Here is a 15269-nt window from a genome sequence, read left to right on the forward strand (position 1 = left end):
TCTTTGCTAAATGAACGATTGAATCGATTTGATTACTGTATCTGGTGCACTAATATGTGGAAAGTGTCCTTCTGCGTCAAGTATCTGTAGCACGCTATTTTTGATATGATCATTAAGATACGCCGCAACCTGTCCTGGCACTGCTATATCTTCCTTTGTTTGCAATAATAATGTTGGTAAATTTAATACTGGCAGTTGATTACGCACATCTGATTCAAATATAACTTTGACAACCGCCAAGGCAATATCCGGTCTGATTTCACGGAGTGTTTTCGCAAATTCCTCGCCCAGTTCGGGCTTATCTGGATTACCCATAGCAACTGCAGAAAATCCGCTTACCCAGGCATAATAATTCGTTGTCATGGTCTCATACATACCATCAAGTGCATCCTGAGTAAATCCACCAACGTATTGTCCATCGTTCAAATATCGTGGTGAGGCACCTACCAGGACGAGTTTAGAAAAATGCTCAGGTGATTTGTTCGCAGCGATCACACTAATCATGGAGCTTACAGAATGAGCAACTACAATCGCCCCTTTCAAATCCAGCTCAGACGCTATATCCAACAGGTCGTTGGCATAGGTTTGTAATGTGTTGTATTTTATAGGACTATAAGCATTGATATCGGCAGCACCAGCCCCGACATTGTCATAGAGTACAATTCTATAATCCGCTTTAAAAGCTTCTTTTACAGCATCCCATGCAGTTTGATCGGTTCCAAATCCGTGGGCGAATATTATAGTTTGCGGGGCGTCAAGGTTTCCTTCAATAGAAACGTTATTTTTCTTTCTGGTTGTCGCGCTGATCATAAAAGTATCTTAACAGGTATATACGTGAAAATAAAATGACCGGATTTACCGGTCACTAGCGTAAAAGTACTTATTAGGAAAAGTATTTCAAACCAAAAAGCATGTTAAACGGGCAGCGCCAGGCCATCTGGTCCTGCCCGTTCGGTTATGCCGCGTCGATTGCTTCGCGCAATGCTTTAGCTGCCGCAGCTGGATCTGCCGCGCCATAAATGGCAGCACCAGCAACAGCTACAATTGCACCAGCCTTAATCACTGCAGCAACATTCTCGATATTTACACCACCAGCAATTGATACCGGCACCCCTGCACGAGCTGCTTCATCTATCAATACCTGAATGGAATAACCTGCCGTCCATTGCTCGTCTAATCCGGCATGGAGTTCTACAAACTCTGCACCCAATTTAGTAACTTCTTGTGCTCTAAGCACACGGTCAGCAACACCGATGGTATCTACAACAATACCTTTTCCATGTGCTTTTGCTGCTTTGATAGCACCTGCGATAGTTGCATCACCGGCAGCACCAAGTACAGTAACCAAATCGGCACCTGCTTTGAAAGCGATATCCGCCTCAAGCTCTCCTGCATCCATTGTTTTCAGATCAGCAAACACCAATTTATCTGGATGTGCATTTTTCATTGCTGTTACTACAGCTATTCCTTCATTCTTGATTAAAGGAGTTCCCAGTTCGATGATGTCGATATACGGAGCGATTTTCGCCGCCAATGCCAGTGCATCTGCTGTAGTTAAAAGGTCTATTGCGACTTGTAATTTTGCCATGTTAATTTGTGTTATATAGTATATTAAATTGATTATTCCAGATTGGCGTGTCTCTTCCATAATTCCGGAGCCGGTGTTCCATCCAAATCCCACATTGTCTGAAAAATAGCATCGGTAATTAGTAGCAACGATTGTTCGAATAAGCTACCTGCGTATTGTTTTGAGATGATATGTGCATGATCCTGCTTTTGAGCGGCAGGAATTAATAAGAGGTAATCTGACAAAGCAGCAAGTGGAGAATCTGTGGTTGTTGATAAAGCAACAACTTTTGCTCCTACCTTGGATGCCCTCTCCGCGGCACTAACCATACTTCCAGTAGTTCCGCTTCCTGAGGCGATAAATAGAAGGTCGCCAGTTTGAATGGCAGGAGTTGTGGTTTCACCCACCACATATACTGTCAGCCCGAAATGCATCAACCGCATTGCTGCAGATCGCATAGCGAAACCGGATCTTCCTGCACCAGCAACAAAAATGCGCGCTGCCGAATGGAGATATGGAATTACTCCTGCAACGTCAGCAAAATTAAGTTGTTTAGTTAACCTGCTTTGTTCTGCAAGTATAAGGTCAAGATTATTTCTTATGAGTTCTGCCGGTGTGTGCTTTGTATTTTCCATATCAGTATGCGGGCAAAGGTATCCTCAGCATAGAGGATCAGCGTTACACTTTATGCACATAGGCTTGGACAATTTGGAAATATCTGCATTTATCAATCATGGAAATGACATAAAAAAAAGGTCGTTAGATAGAAGTCCTCGCAGATGTCCAGAAAGTCCAAGTCTACATAGAAAGATGCCTTATCTTTGTAAGATGCAGGAAGATCAGAAAGCCGGACTTACTAAATCACCGATTTACATCAGAAATCTGGCAAATTGTCCACCCAGTTACCTATCCGATCCTGGGAGGAAAGACTACTTTGAGATTGTATGGCTTCAGGATGAATTACCTTTACATGTGGTTAGGGAAGATCAAAACATAAATAGTGGCGACTGGATTTACCTCATTCCACCTTATCGGGTACACCAACTCAATAAAGCTGGAAAAAAGGGAATATTACTTTCTTTTAAGCGCGACTTTCTTGATGATGCAGATACGGAGTTTTACCTTGATCTTTTTAAAATCTTTAATATCCAGGGAGAATTTTCCTGCCTTCCATTGAATGGCGAACAGGCCTCGGCACTTGAAAAAGTTTACGAATTACTTGAAGCAGAATACCAGGATGCTACACAAAGTGTGCTTATTGTTAAAGCTGTATTAAAAGTCTTTCTATTAAAGTTGATCCGCGTTAAAGAAAATGTGTTTACCACACAAGACATCAACCAGAAGAGAGTTTATGAATTTATGATACTGCTGGAAGAAAACTATCTTACCAAGCGTAGCGCGGAGTTTTATGGCGATCGGCTTGGTATCAGCATGAAAAGACTAAACCAGATTCTGAAAGAGAAACTGGATAAGACCGGTATGCAGCTGATCCACGATCGGGTAATATTGGAAGCTAAAAGAAAGATTATGCACAGTGACAGCACGCTTAAAGAAATAGCTTATGAGCTAGGTTTTACCGACCGCCCATACTTCAGCAGATTTTTCAAGAAGCAAACAGGAACCTCTCCAGAAGACTTTCAACATAGCACACAACACAACTGATAATCAACAAAATACCTAACACTAGGTATTTTCCGTCATACAGATAAGCTGTAGCTTGCTTTCTATAAATTAACCATTGATGGAATGTTATGAAAACAAGATTACTATTATGCCTATTGCTGTTAAGCCTGCTGCCAATGGCACTATTTGCGCAGACAGTTGAGGTCTCAGCATCTGAGCCCGACGCGAAGATTATTGTTGACGGGCAAAGTCTTGGTACCGGCACACTAAAAATTAAAGTACCAAAAAATTCATGTGTAAATGTCAAGATTCAAAAATCGGGCTTTTTACGGTACGAACAAACATATTGCAATAAAAAGGGCATGACCGAGCCACCTAAAAAGCAATTTTTTGACATGAAACGTGACGATGCTGAAGAGGCCTCTGTTAAGACCGATCAGGCGAATATCGATTTCTCTATAGAAATCAATAAAAAGCTTGATGTGACCGACGTTTGGAAAAGAGCAAATCAAATCGTCACCGATTACTTTGACGCCATAGAGGTTGCGGATAAGGAAACATCTTATCTGAGAACAGCATGGAGTATCCAGAGTTTCCAGCAGAATACAATCCGGACCCGCTTAATCATCAAGTTATCGAAAAGTGATCCACTCACCTATAAAGTGAAGCTCGTTAGCGAATTTTCCGGAGCACCACTAACAAGCGTTAAGGCGGATGAACAGTTTCATGACTGGGACAGGGCGCTACGTAAGTATCAAAATGTAATCTCAGATTTCGCCACCCGACTCGGCAATCAATAGATCTCTATCCGCTGAATACTTACTTCTCCGCAATTGAATTCCAATTCATCAGAAAAATTTGTAAATTGGGTTGTCATTAATATTAAGCGTATGAAGTATGTATTCAGCATTTTTTTGTTGACCTTTTTTCTTCAGAGTACCAAAGCTCAACTGAAATCAGACACCACAACATTCCGGTTTGCAGCACCAGCCACGAGAACCGTACAATTGAGAATTGACACCAATGAGGTTGTCTACGATAAGCGTGGTAAGGCTTTACGTTATTACCAATATAAGCGCCTTTTGCAGTCTGGAGAATATACCATCAGAGTAGAGGGTGATCCGGAATCAGCTGACAGAAAGTACTTCCTGAAACGAAAGTATTAATCTTAGATTTTCCTACGCATATCTTTAATACCGTCGTCTGTTGGCGCCGGCAAAAGGAAAGATATGTTTTTACTGTTCCGGATCCAGGTATAATTATCCTGTATCCATTTATACAATCCACGAGAATCATCCTGAGCGATCTTGCTGGTGATTGGCAAAGTGTAAGTCTCACCTGAAGGATAATGCACCTGATAGAAAGCACCGTTGACCAGAAATACCAAGGTCTCGTTATCAGAGGATTTCAAGAAAAGATAACCCTGAATTCTTTCGTCCGGATTCTGCCTTTTGATGGTATAAAGTTTAGCGTTGACTGCTGACAATAGGTAATCGTTATTAATGAGATACGCAGACTTACCCACGTTGCTAACGCCTCTGGTAAATTTCAAATCATTTTTGCCGGTTGACGCCATATAAGGATTGATAACCTCTGGCTTCCCATTTTTAAGCGCAATGATATAAGTTGGCCCAATAAGTCCCTTTTCATTTGGCATCTGAACAAGGATACAAGTTTTGTCGGTATTAACGAATTGTGCAAATCCAAAATGATCATGAATTAGCGTTTTGTCATTAGGATCCGCCTGTATACGTATCAAAGTATCACCATATCTAATTCCGATCAGGTCTCCAACTCGCTGCTTCTTATCTTCTTTAACAAAATTAAATATAGTAAACTTAGCTTCCCCTTCTTTGTATCTCACGTTAAGATCTTCTTCCCCTTTTAGCAGCCTTGGTACATATACTTCTGCGTGTTCTGATTTATTGCAACTTGTGATGATCCCGACTAGCAGCAGTATGTAACATATTCTGTTCATAGATTTCAAGTTAATTTCCTGTTTTTTCTCTTATCTTCTTAAATTCTGATCCTGTTTTCCATTGCGGGAATAATGTTTCCTGACTCATCTGGTAACCCATATCAAACAGTAGTCGAACATCCTCAACCATCCCGCCCATGTCCCATGTTTTAGGATCAAAATTATCTTGTGGAGAGTGATATCTGGTTTTAATATAATCGTCAGCTTGCTTCATACCGTATGCCTTTCCGTACTGAATATTGTCAACACCGGACCCTGAGAAAAATGAAGGGATTCCAACTTTAGCAAAGTTAAAATGGTCAGATCTGTAGTACAATCCTGAAGAAGGTACAGGATCTGGTACAATAACTCTGCCCTGTTTTGCGGCTGATGCTTTTGCATAGTCTTCCAAATCTGACTGCCCATATCCATAAACAACAATATCTTTAGTTTTACCTGCCAATCCCATCATATCCATATTGATATCTGCAACAGATTTTTCCACAGAAAACACAGGATGGCTTGCATAGTATTCAGAGCCAAGCAGGCCCTGCTCCTCACCCGTAAAGGAAATGAAGAGTATTGATCTTTCTGGCGGTATTGGCGATTGCTTAAAAGCCGCAGCGATCTCCAACAGTGCTGCAACACCCGTGGCATTGTCAACGGCACCGTGGTATACGGAATCTCCTTTTACAATTTCACCAACACCAAAATGATCCCAATGTGCAGAATAGATCAGCGCTTCATCCGGTCTTTTAACACCCGGAATAACCGCCAAAACATTATTTGACACCGATCTTTTAATTGTCGTATTTATAGTGAGCGATGTAGTCAGGCCTAAATCTACTGGCTTAAACCCACGCTTTGTCGCCATAGACAATAGGTTCTCATTCTTTCCGGCCAATTTCAACATCTGTTTAGCAATATCCATGCTGATCCAGCCTTCTACTAGTGCGCGCGACTTGTTCTGGTCTGCCGTCTCCAGCTGAAGCTTTGATTTCGACCAGCCACTGCGTACCACTGACCATGGATAACCGGCAGGAATATCATCGTGAATGATCAGTATTCCGGCTGCCCCCTGACGTGCCGCCTCTTCAAACTTATAGGTCCAACGACCATAATACGTCATGTTTTTTCCTTTGAAAAGCGTGGAATCACGAAGCCCTGGATCGTTGATCATTACAACAACGGTTTTTCCCTTTACATCGAGTCCAGCATAATCGTTCCAGTTATATTCGGGAGCTACAATACCATAACCAGCAAATACTATCGGTGAAGAAGCCAGTCCTACTTTTTGCAACACATGTTTTGTGCCAGCAACAAATTCGGTAAGATAGTTTGCTGATACTGTTCCTCCAGCTCCTTTAATAACAAGTTGCCCTTCAGGAACAGATTTAATATCGACCATTGGCACCTGTTGAAAAAAGCTGTCCCCGTTGCCAGGTTTTAATCCTAGCTTTTCAAATTCTGTTTTAAGGTAGTTTATTGATTTGACCTCGCCAATGGTAAAAGGCTTGCGCCCTTTAAATTCATCGGATGCCAAAACAGTGATGTGTTTTGCGAAGCTAGTTTCGTTGATAGTCTTCACAGCGATGGAATCTGGCACAAATTGTTGATTCTGCGCTTGTACAGCAGCATACTGAAATAAAAAAAAAAATAATACTATCGCAGAACTATGCTGCTTCAAAATTTTCTTTAGGCGACTATTTACCATGGCTTTTATAAACTCAGCCTCTAAGATAAGGGAATCCAGAATAAAATGAAGTCTTGTTTTGGTAATCTTACGACCGGAAACCGGGCAATTATTGAACGCTAAGCTGATAGATTTGTCCTTTGCTGCCTGCAAGAAGCACCAAATTACCTTTCTTTGCTTTTTTTATCGCATTAAATTTGAGATCAGAAAGTCTATTCCAAGTTAAGCCTCCATCAATCGAATAATCTGTTCCGGAAGTACCTGTTGCGTAGCAGTGCTTAGCATCCAGGTAACTAACCCCTGAACGGTAACCGTACACAGAAACATCCGGTCTGAACCATGTTTTCCCGCCATTAGTTGTAAGCTGGGCATTATTAAAACTTTCTTTATCCTTTAGATAATCTCCGCCTACCACAATTCCATGTTTCTCGTCAAAAAAATCAATGGAAAAAGGACCGGTACTGCTTTGTCCCTGAATAATGGGACATGGAAATACTTTCCATGTTTTCCCGTAGTTGGGAGAATAATAAATATTTGACACTACACCGCCACTGGCGATCCAGACTTTACCTTTACCCTTTGCCTGAATTGTTGTTCCGCTAGCAGCAAAACCAGCCTCGCCAATTTTAACTTCTGCGGTCAGGTTTGCCGAGATGTCCGTCCAGCTATGGCCTCCGTCAGTAGTTTTTAGGATCATCAGCTTATTCTTAACCGGATCACCAAAAATTATCCCATTATTAACATCCCAAAAATCCATACCATCTAGAAACGCCAGAGAATCGGTATTTAAATACGTTTGTTGCCATGATTTTCCGCCATCTGCCGTTAGCAGCACATGGGCGGGAAATCCGGCATTGATGATCACTGCGTTTTGATCATCAAAAGCTTCTATATCTCTGAAATCCAGCTTCTCATATCCTTCAGGTTTTATCCATTGCCAATCTTTACCTCCATTCAACGTCTTGCCCACAAAGCCATTACTCCCGCTTACCCAAGCTATTTGATCAGACACGACAGAGATCCCCCGTATGCTGGTATTCGTTCCTGATGTTAATGGTTTTAAAACTTCCTTCTGCGCAAAAAGTATACATGGAAGGCAAAGAAGTGCAAAGAATAATTTCATCTATTTTACTTTTTTCCAGACATCTGTTCTACCAATCAGCGAAATACCGATATAGCCACGAATATTCAGATCGCCATTTGACTTTATCGTCATATTACAGCTATATGTTTTACCTGATTTAGGATCATAGATCTTTCCATCAGTCCACTTGCCATCTTCGTAAACAAAATCTCTCAAAATCTCAAGACCAAGGATGGGTCTTGAACGCAGATTTTCTACTGGATTTTTAACATCTGTTTTAGTGGCACCGGTCTCATCTTTTGGCGCTTTGAGCCAAACTATCTTACCGTAGTACTTCTCTCCCTTTTTTGTGATATCCACATGAGCTTCGCCAGTAGAATTTACCCATTTACCCACCACAGCATCTTTACCCTGTGCAAAACCTGTGAACGAAATTGCTGAAACCAGCAGGAATAGCGCGATATATTTCATAGTATTTTATATTTAGTTAGGCTAAAATAACGATTGGCCCCCACATTACGAAGGTTGTGAAATATTTATACATCAAAAAGACTAACCAATTCACCATAAATGGTAACGCGGTTAGTCTTTATTCAAAATTAGGTGTGAAGTTATTTAACTTCTAAAAAACGAATGTAGGACTGTGAAAATGTACCTACCGTGTAATTGGACGATACGTTTTTAACGAGGTCGATTTCAATTTTACGCGTTCCTGCAACACTACTGTTCAATACCTTAAGATAAATAGTATCGATCTTTGCTTGTGCTTTAGGGAACACGAGTGCGTAATTTCCATCGGTTGCCTTAATTGAATTACCATTTTTATCTACCACGTCAAAGTCCTGACCCAGTACCGCAGCGTTAGTAATTCCTGTTGTAACCAATTTATAGTATGCCGAGGCATCATAATCGCGTACATAGGCAGAATTGAACTGTACAGGAAATTTAACAAGTTTTGTTTGTGTACGCAGTACAGATTCAGTACCAGTGTTATTCCATGGCAGGTACCCTGCGTAATAGTAATTTTCGAATTCAGGTGTGCCGGCAGGGTAGTCGCGTTTTTCGCATGAAGCGAAACCTATCGTGATCAATGCAAGCAGTACTGTATATATTGTCGTTTTCATATTGTTCAGTTTAATTAGTTCCAGTTTGGATTTTGTTTCACATTGCCACCGCTTAAAGAGATTTCTTGCAACGGAACAGGGTACAAATAATCCTTGCTAGCAGTAAAAGTTCGTTTAGTAGCATCCTCTACAACAAGTACTCCGTCACTATTAAGAAGTAGCGAAGAGGCATTGGTCCCTACCCATTCGGTAGCGTTAAACTTAGCACCAAGTAAAGTTTTCGGCAGCACAGTTTCTGCTATTTTCCAACGCAACAAATCGGTATATCTGAAGCCTTCTAAAGAAAGTTCTACCGTGCGTTCGCGTCTGATTTCTTCTCTCATACTTAAGTTATTGGCAGTTACGAATGCATTAGTCAATTTCACTGTCATGCCTGCTCTTGTCCTGATAACATTAATCGTTGCATTTAAATCAGCATCAGAGATTGCATTGTTCAGCTCAAACTTCGCTTCAGCCAGAATCAATAAGACTTCGGCATAACGGATCAAAGGTTTATGTACATTGGCTCCGTTGTTTAACGTCCAGTCGGCCGCATTAAATCCTTTTTTTCCTGCGTAGGCAGATCTCGAACCTAAAGAAGTTCCGGGAACCCATGGACGCTGATAAGACTGTTCACCAGCTCTGAACACAAGCGTAGTAATTCTGGGATCACGGTTATCTAATATTGTATTGTAACTTGCTTCGTCCTTTTCATTTACAAACAAAGGAGATTTTGTAGCTGACGGTGTATTGTCAGTATTGAAAGCCGGTAATCCGTCTCTATATAAAAACATACGAATCAAATTACGTGTTGGTGCAATTCTACCATTCTCAAGATCTCTTGATGTATTATGTGTCAAACCTAAAGCAGCGGTATTTCCGTATAACTTAACAAAAATATTTTCTGTGTTAGTTGGCCCTTCACCATCGTGAGTAAACATACCTTGATAATTGGCAAACAAAGTATGACCTTGTCCCATTACCAAAGTCGCTGCATCAATTGCAACCTGTAGGTGTGCTGCTGACCCAGATTCTCCAAAGAACTTCTGTCTTGTTCCTTCCTGCAAAGCAACTCTGGCTTTCAAGGCCCATGCTGCGCTTTTTGTAACTCTACCATACTGCAAAGCTGGTAACGTTGCACGTGTTGGCAGCCATGTAGCGGCGTAGTCTAGATCATCATAGATTGCCTGAATAACTTTGGCACGCTCAGTACGCGGTGCAGTTAATTCAGGAGCATCAGTAGCCAATGTTTTTAAAATCAACGGCACATCTCCGTATTTTTCTACGAGGGCAGCATAATTGTAGGCTCTAAAAAAACGTGCCTCCGCAAAGTAGCGGTTCTTAACGGCATCGGTAACCTGTGCCTTGACACCTTTTTCCAGAATATTATTTGCAGTAAAGATGTTTTTATATGGATTAGACCAATCATCGCTGGTACCGGGTACCCCCCTATTACCGTTACTAACCTGATTCAGGCCACTTTGATTAACGTTATCGTCTCCTCTATTGTCTATACTAAAACCAACCAATTGCTCGTATAACCTGTTTGCAGCATTCTGCAAATCTGTTTCTGTGTTCCAGAAATTTGCGTCAGATAGGGTTGTTTCTGGTAACCTGTCGAGCTTTTTGCAACTGCTGATCATCAGCGATGAAACCAGCATTAAGGCGATTAATATTTTATATGTTCTCATAGCAATTTTCATAATTATAGCGTAACATTTAAACCGAATGATACAGAGCGGTAGAATGGATAAGTACTTGCACTAACGTTATTCCCAACCTCTGGGTCAAATACGCTGAGTACTTTGGTACTTTCAAAAAGATCCTGTCCGGAAAAGTAAACTCTCAGATTCTGGAATACTTTTTTATTTGTTTTAAAGTTATAACCAACAGTTACATTTTTCATGCGCAGGTAGCTACCATTCTGAACCCACTTATCAGAAGGCCTGAAGTTATGTGCACTTGTCTGATACATTCTCGGGAAAAAAGCATTCGGGTTATCCGGAGTCCAGTGATCCATATGGATTGTCCATGGCATGTTTGCTGTTCCTAAAATTGGAGACAATGTGTTTTCTTCGATCAAGAATGACCGTTTCGCTACACCCTGAAAGAATACTGAAAAGTCAAATCCTTTCCATGATCCGCCAAGGTCAAAACCATATGTATACCTCGCGTTCGTTGTGCCCAGATTTACCAGATCTCCCGGCTTAGCAGGTGTACCTCCACCGGCATCGATAATACCATTTCCATCCAAATCAAGGTATTTCACATCACCGGGGCCAGGATTAGCAAAGAAGGGGTATTTTACTTTTGCTTTGTAAGCGTCCGCTTCTGCCTGAGTTTGGAAGTATCCGTCTGTTTTATAACCCCACACAGTATTTAATGGAAAACCCTCCATCAGTTCAACAAGTCCACCCGCACCGATTGAGTTTTTACCATTATATTTAACGAGCTTATTCTGGTTATCGGACACATTGAATCCAAAATGGTAATCTCCATTTTTAAATGTATCTCTCCACCTTACTTCAAGCTCCGTTCCCCAACTCTTCAACTCACCAACGTTACTACTACCTACAGAAACACCGATTATGCTTGGTAAATTAAGTGTCGCCAGCATGTTCTTATTAAACTTGGTATAATATTCTGCAGTAAGTGTTAACCTGTTCTTAAAGAACCCTGCATCAATAGCGATATTGCTGACTTCAACAGTTTCCCAGGTTTTATTGGCAGATGGTAATGAATTTTGAAAAAGATATTGTGATTTAACGCCGTTGAAAACCAAGTTAGGTGTGGTTGAGTTATTTGGCTGAGTTAGACCACTGGTAATTTGCGGGATATAGTCATAGAGCCCAAGAACAGCACCATTACCAACTTGCCCCCATGATCCACGAAGTTTAAGATTGGTTATAAAGCGTACTTTATCTTTAAAAAATGGCTCTTCACTTACTCTCCATCCGGCAGAAAATGCAGGAAACACCTGGAACCTATTTTCCGGAGCTAAGCGTGAACTTCCATCATAGCGTACCGTAGCCTCGAATAGATACCGTTCATCATAGTTATAGTTAAATCTTCCGAATACCGAGCCAAAAGCCCATGTTTCTACCAGATCACTATTTGTCTTTGTTAAGGGATCGCCAAAGTTAAGACTGAAGAAGTCATTGGTCACCATTGTTGATGCACCGGCAGAGATCTGGTCTTTACGGTACTGCTCGTAGGAACCTCCACCCAGCAATTTGAAATTATGTTTATCAACGCTCAGATCATAGGTGAACTGACCTGTCAGGTTATCACGGTAACCCTTGTTTTTAGTTAACGCTATTGAGTTTGGTGTATTTAAAGAAAATCTGACAGTATTGGTTGTACGACCGTACCAGTTCAATGTCCGGGCATCAACTTCAGAATTATAATTATCCTGCATTCTCGACGCTGTAAAATCCAGGGAAAGACCTTTCACAAAGTTCTTTACATTTAAGCTTGCCTTACCTGTAAATGTTTCATAAGTTGAAAGATTAGTTCCTGCATTTTTTTGGATATCGATAGGATTCAATTGTAAATCACCATTGTAAGGCTGACCGGTTATATCTTCCGCGGGAGTATACAATGCTTGTCTTGTCCGAACGCGGTACAGCAGATCAATAATATTACCAGTACTATAGGAGTTCTGGTTAACAGCATTGTTAATATAACCTGCTGTTACATTAAGGGTCATGTACTTATTTAGTTCTGTATTTACAGAAAGTCTGAGGTTAGTTCTGTTGTTATCATCTGGTCCGTAACGCAACACACCCCGACGCTGATAATAGCCTGCAGATAACAAGTAGTTCAATTCCTGTTTACCCCCGCCTACTGATAGAGAATAATTCTGAGCGGGATTTACTTTGTTCATACCTTCTTTGATCCAGTTTGTATTGTCAAAATACTCCCAGCGGTCTGCGGTAAGGTTTGGACGGTAGTCAAAGTTGGGGTTTTTCAACCATTCAATTTGTTCCGGTGTAAATTCTCTGGCACCTGTTGCGTTAAAGCGAGCCTCATCAATTAGCGCTTGCTCATCCCATGAGTTTAAGCGTTCAGGCTGCCTCGCCGTAATATTCAGACTATAATTACTTGTAAAGTTAATCCTGGTTTTACCACTTGTTGATTTTTTAGTTGTTACCAACACTACACCACCAGCAGCACGTGCTCCATAGATAGATGCTGCTGCTGCATCTTTCAGCACAGAAATACTTTCTACGTCGTCTGCATTAATTAGAGAAAGATCCATCTCTACCCCGTCTACTAAAATTAACGCTTTAGTATCATTAGCAGAAGAGAAGCCCCTGATTCGAATACCAAAACCTTCATCACCTGGTTTACCGCTGCTGCGTGTAATCGTTACACCCGGTGCTATACCCTGCATGGCAGCCAACGCATTAGGCACCGGCTTATTTGCCAGTTGCTCTCCACTGATTACAGATACAGCACCAGTCAGATTTACTTTTTTCTGGGTACCGTAACCAACCACAACGACTTCACTAAGTCCTTGTGAGTCCTCTTCTAAAGTCACATTTAATACCGGTTTACCTCCAGCACTTAACTCCTTGGGCAGGAAACCTAAATAAGTAAATACCAATACCGCATCTTTATCAGACGTTTGAATACTGTATTTACCATCAGTATTCGTAACGGACACATTTTTCGTATCCTTAATTTTAACACTTACGCCAGGCAGCACAAGGCCTTTCGCGTCTTTTACTGTTCCGGTAATCATTGTTTGAGCAAAAGCTGTTGCAGAAATACAGCAGCACAACAAGACACCTACAAAATAATTGTAAAGTTTATCCATAATTGATTTTTGTTTGTTGCACACAAAACCAGACAAAGCATGTCTGTTATGTGCAAATGAGATTGAATTGGATGAAATAAATTAACTGGTAATAAAACTGAAGATTCCTTAAGATAAGGATTTGACAGATCTTAACAAAAAGGGATAATCGGGGACACGTATGTCCGGGAGACGTGTTGATGAAACATTCATTTTATATTTGGTTAGCTGGTTACGGGAATGAAATTAGTAAAATGCAAGTGGCCCAAGCAACAAAATCATGCTTAAAACAGGTAAAATAGCCTATTTTACCGTTTCAAACGTTTGAAATAATTTGCTATATTGAGAATATATTCGATAACAAAGCATTTACAAGGGAAATCCACCTTATTTCCTTATATATGCAGGGAGAAAAGAGCAGATGGAGAACAATACACCGGTGACACTAAAATTTCTGGCAGAGAAGTTAAAAATGTCAGTTTCAACAGTTTCAAAGGCACTAAACGACTACCCTACAATAAACTCGTATACCAGACAACGGGTAAAAGAAATGGCGCAGAAATGGCATTTTACGCCTAACAAATCTGCACTCAACTTAAAGGAAAAGAAATCGCACATTATTGGCGTTATCCTGCCCAATCTTCTGGATCACTTTTTCACCAAAAGTATTTATGGCATTGAACAATACGCCATGCAGAAGGGATATAACGTAATCATCAGTCAGTCTTATGATGAATTGCAAAAGGAGATTCTTTTGGCAAATATGCTGCTGCGCAGCCGTGTGGATGGACTCATCATCGCCATCTCCAAACAAACGAAAGATTTTAACCATTTAGACCAGTTTGAGAAGCTTGGTGTACCTGTAGTATACTACACCAGGAACCCTAGTTTTAACCTCAACTGTCATAAAGTACTAGGTAACACTTTTCAGGGATCTTACGAGGCCACACGCTTTTTAATTTCGCGGGGTCATAAACGCATTGCGTACCTGGGCGGCCCTAAAATGACCAATTTTACACACGATCGTTTCAATGGCTATATCAATGCACTTAAAGATGGCGGAATTTCTTTCGACGCTGAGTTAGTTGCTTACACAGATTTTGACAAAGAAAACACTATTAATGCGATTCAAAAGTTATTTATGACTGAAAGTCCGCAGCCGACGGCATTGGTAGCATTTAAAGAAGTTATCATATTCGATGCCATAAAATATCTTAAATCCATTAAACATCCCAATTTTGAAGAGATAGAATGTATCGGTTTTGGTAATACGCCATTTATCCATTACCTGGATCACCCACCATTGGCATCGATAGAAGAAAATCCACAGTCTGTGGGTAAAAATGCTATAGAACTTTTGCTGAAATTAATCAACAAAGACATTGGTATCGGGGATTATCAAAAGGTTATGGTGGATTGCAAATTAGTTCTGCATTAGATC

General features: G+C 40.8%; 14 protein-coding genes. 4 read left to right on the forward strand and 10 right to left on the reverse strand.

The annotated features are described in order from the left end of the window. Positions 1-6 precede the first annotated feature (6 nt). The 3 genes from CLV32_RS08010 to hxlB all read right to left on the reverse strand — a co-directional run bounded on the left by CLV32_RS08010 (position 7) and on the right by hxlB (position 2202). Positions 7-810, reverse strand: coding sequence for an alpha/beta fold hydrolase (locus CLV32_RS08010; RefSeq protein ID WP_243732262.1), 804 nt, complete (start codon positions 808-810; stop codon positions 7-9). Positions 811-955: 145 nt separating this feature from the next. After that, positions 956-1588 (reverse strand): 3-hexulose-6-phosphate synthase, encoded by a 633-nt coding sequence (hxlA, locus tag CLV32_RS08015; RefSeq protein ID WP_133554245.1) that lies wholly within the window; start codon positions 1586-1588, stop codon positions 956-958. A 32-nt stretch (positions 1589-1620) separates the two neighbouring features. Further along, positions 1621-2202: a 6-phospho-3-hexuloisomerase gene (gene hxlB, locus CLV32_RS08020; RefSeq protein ID WP_133554247.1), complete on the reverse strand. Its 582-nt coding sequence runs from the start codon at positions 2200-2202 to the stop codon at positions 1621-1623. Between the two features lie 175 nt (positions 2203-2377). Between hxlB and CLV32_RS08025 the strand changes: the two genes are divergently transcribed. From CLV32_RS08025 to CLV32_RS08035, 3 genes are all read left to right on the forward strand, one after another. Next, on the forward strand, positions 2378-3229 hold the full coding sequence (locus tag CLV32_RS08025; RefSeq protein ID WP_243732263.1) for a helix-turn-helix domain-containing protein: 852 nt from the start codon (positions 2378-2380) through the stop codon (positions 3227-3229). Positions 3230-3318: 89 nt separating this feature from the next. Further along, positions 3319-3990 carry a hypothetical protein gene (locus tag CLV32_RS08030; protein ID WP_133554251.1) on the forward strand — a complete coding sequence of 224 codons (672 nt, stop codon included), beginning with the start codon at positions 3319-3321 and terminating at the stop codon, positions 3988-3990. A 90-nt stretch (positions 3991-4080) separates the two neighbouring features. Next, the gene (locus CLV32_RS08035; RefSeq protein WP_133554253.1) at positions 4081-4356 is read left to right on the forward strand and encodes a hypothetical protein; all 276 of its coding nucleotides are present in this window, start codon (positions 4081-4083) and stop codon (positions 4354-4356) included. A 2-nt stretch (positions 4357-4358) separates the two neighbouring features. On the opposite strand, the gene CLV32_RS08040 is transcribed toward CLV32_RS08035, so the two are convergent. The 7 genes from CLV32_RS08040 to CLV32_RS08070 form a co-directional block, all read right to left on the reverse strand. Beyond that, positions 4359-5168, reverse strand: a complete 810-nt coding sequence (locus CLV32_RS08040; RefSeq protein WP_133554255.1) for a hypothetical protein — start codon at positions 5166-5168, stop codon at positions 4359-4361. Positions 5169-5178: 10 nt separating this feature from the next. Continuing rightward, positions 5179-6993 (reverse strand): M28 family metallopeptidase, encoded by a 1815-nt coding sequence (locus tag CLV32_RS08045; protein WP_243732264.1) that lies wholly within the window; start codon positions 6991-6993, stop codon positions 5179-5181. Then, positions 6950-7963 (reverse strand): WD40/YVTN/BNR-like repeat-containing protein, encoded by a 1014-nt coding sequence (locus tag CLV32_RS08050; protein ID WP_243732265.1) that lies wholly within the window; start codon positions 7961-7963, stop codon positions 6950-6952. Before CLV32_RS08050 ends, CLV32_RS08045 begins: the two co-directional genes overlap by 44 nt. Then, positions 7964-8395, reverse strand: coding sequence for a DUF2147 domain-containing protein (locus CLV32_RS08055; RefSeq protein ID WP_133554257.1), 432 nt, complete (start codon positions 8393-8395; stop codon positions 7964-7966). A gap of 140 nt (positions 8396-8535) precedes the next feature. After that, positions 8536-9048 (reverse strand): hypothetical protein, encoded by a 513-nt coding sequence (locus CLV32_RS08060; RefSeq protein WP_133554259.1) that lies wholly within the window; start codon positions 9046-9048, stop codon positions 8536-8538. A 14-nt stretch (positions 9049-9062) separates the two neighbouring features. Then, a complete protein-coding gene (locus tag CLV32_RS08065; protein WP_133554261.1) occupies positions 9063-10718 on the reverse strand; it encodes a RagB/SusD family nutrient uptake outer membrane protein in 1656 nt (551 codons plus the stop codon). 14 nt (positions 10719-10732) lie between these two features. Continuing rightward, a complete protein-coding gene (locus tag CLV32_RS08070; RefSeq protein ID WP_133554263.1) occupies positions 10733-13849 on the reverse strand; it encodes a SusC/RagA family TonB-linked outer membrane protein in 3117 nt (1038 codons plus the stop codon). A gap of 400 nt (positions 13850-14249) precedes the next feature. Here CLV32_RS08070 and CLV32_RS08075 point away from each other — a divergent pair, with 400 nt between their 5' ends. Then, positions 14250-15266 carry a LacI family DNA-binding transcriptional regulator gene (locus tag CLV32_RS08075; protein ID WP_133554265.1) on the forward strand — a complete coding sequence of 339 codons (1017 nt, stop codon included), beginning with the start codon at positions 14250-14252 and terminating at the stop codon, positions 15264-15266. Positions 15267-15269: the final 3 nt, after the last annotated feature.

It is taken from the genome of Pedobacter duraquae (genome assembly GCF_004362245.1).
GTDB classification, from domain to species: domain Bacteria; phylum Bacteroidota; class Bacteroidia; order Sphingobacteriales; family Sphingobacteriaceae; genus Pedobacter; species Pedobacter duraquae.

Coding starts and splice junctions, on each gene's coding strand:
- CLV32_RS08010 (WP_243732262.1), bottom strand. CDS start 810: ATGATCAGCGCGACAACCAGAAAGAAAAATAACGTTTCTATTGAAGGA.
- hxlA (WP_133554245.1), bottom strand. CDS start 1,588: ATGGCAAAATTACAAGTCGCAATAGACCTTTTAACTACAGCAGATGCA.
- hxlB (WP_133554247.1), bottom strand. CDS start 2,202: ATGGAAAATACAAAGCACACACCGGCAGAACTCATAAGAAATAATCTT.
- CLV32_RS08025 (WP_243732263.1), top strand. CDS start 2,378: ATGCCTTATCTTTGTAAGATGCAGGAAGATCAGAAAGCCGGACTTACT.
- CLV32_RS08030 (WP_133554251.1), top strand. CDS start 3,319: ATGAAAACAAGATTACTATTATGCCTATTGCTGTTAAGCCTGCTGCCA.
- CLV32_RS08035 (WP_133554253.1), top strand. CDS start 4,081: ATGAAGTATGTATTCAGCATTTTTTTGTTGACCTTTTTTCTTCAGAGT.
- CLV32_RS08040 (WP_133554255.1), bottom strand. CDS start 5,168: ATGAACAGAATATGTTACATACTGCTGCTAGTCGGGATCATCACAAGT.
- CLV32_RS08050 (WP_243732265.1), bottom strand. CDS start 7,963: ATGAAATTATTCTTTGCACTTCTTTGCCTTCCATGTATACTTTTTGCG.
- CLV32_RS08055 (WP_133554257.1), bottom strand. CDS start 8,395: ATGAAATATATCGCGCTATTCCTGCTGGTTTCAGCAATTTCGTTCACA.
- CLV32_RS08060 (WP_133554259.1), bottom strand. CDS start 9,048: ATGAAAACGACAATATATACAGTACTGCTTGCATTGATCACGATAGGT.
- CLV32_RS08065 (WP_133554261.1), bottom strand. CDS start 10,718: ATGAGAACATATAAAATATTAATCGCCTTAATGCTGGTTTCATCGCTG.
- CLV32_RS08070 (WP_133554263.1), bottom strand. CDS start 13,849: ATGGATAAACTTTACAATTATTTTGTAGGTGTCTTGTTGTGCTGCTGT.
- CLV32_RS08075 (WP_133554265.1), top strand. CDS start 14,250: ATGGAGAACAATACACCGGTGACACTAAAATTTCTGGCAGAGAAGTTA.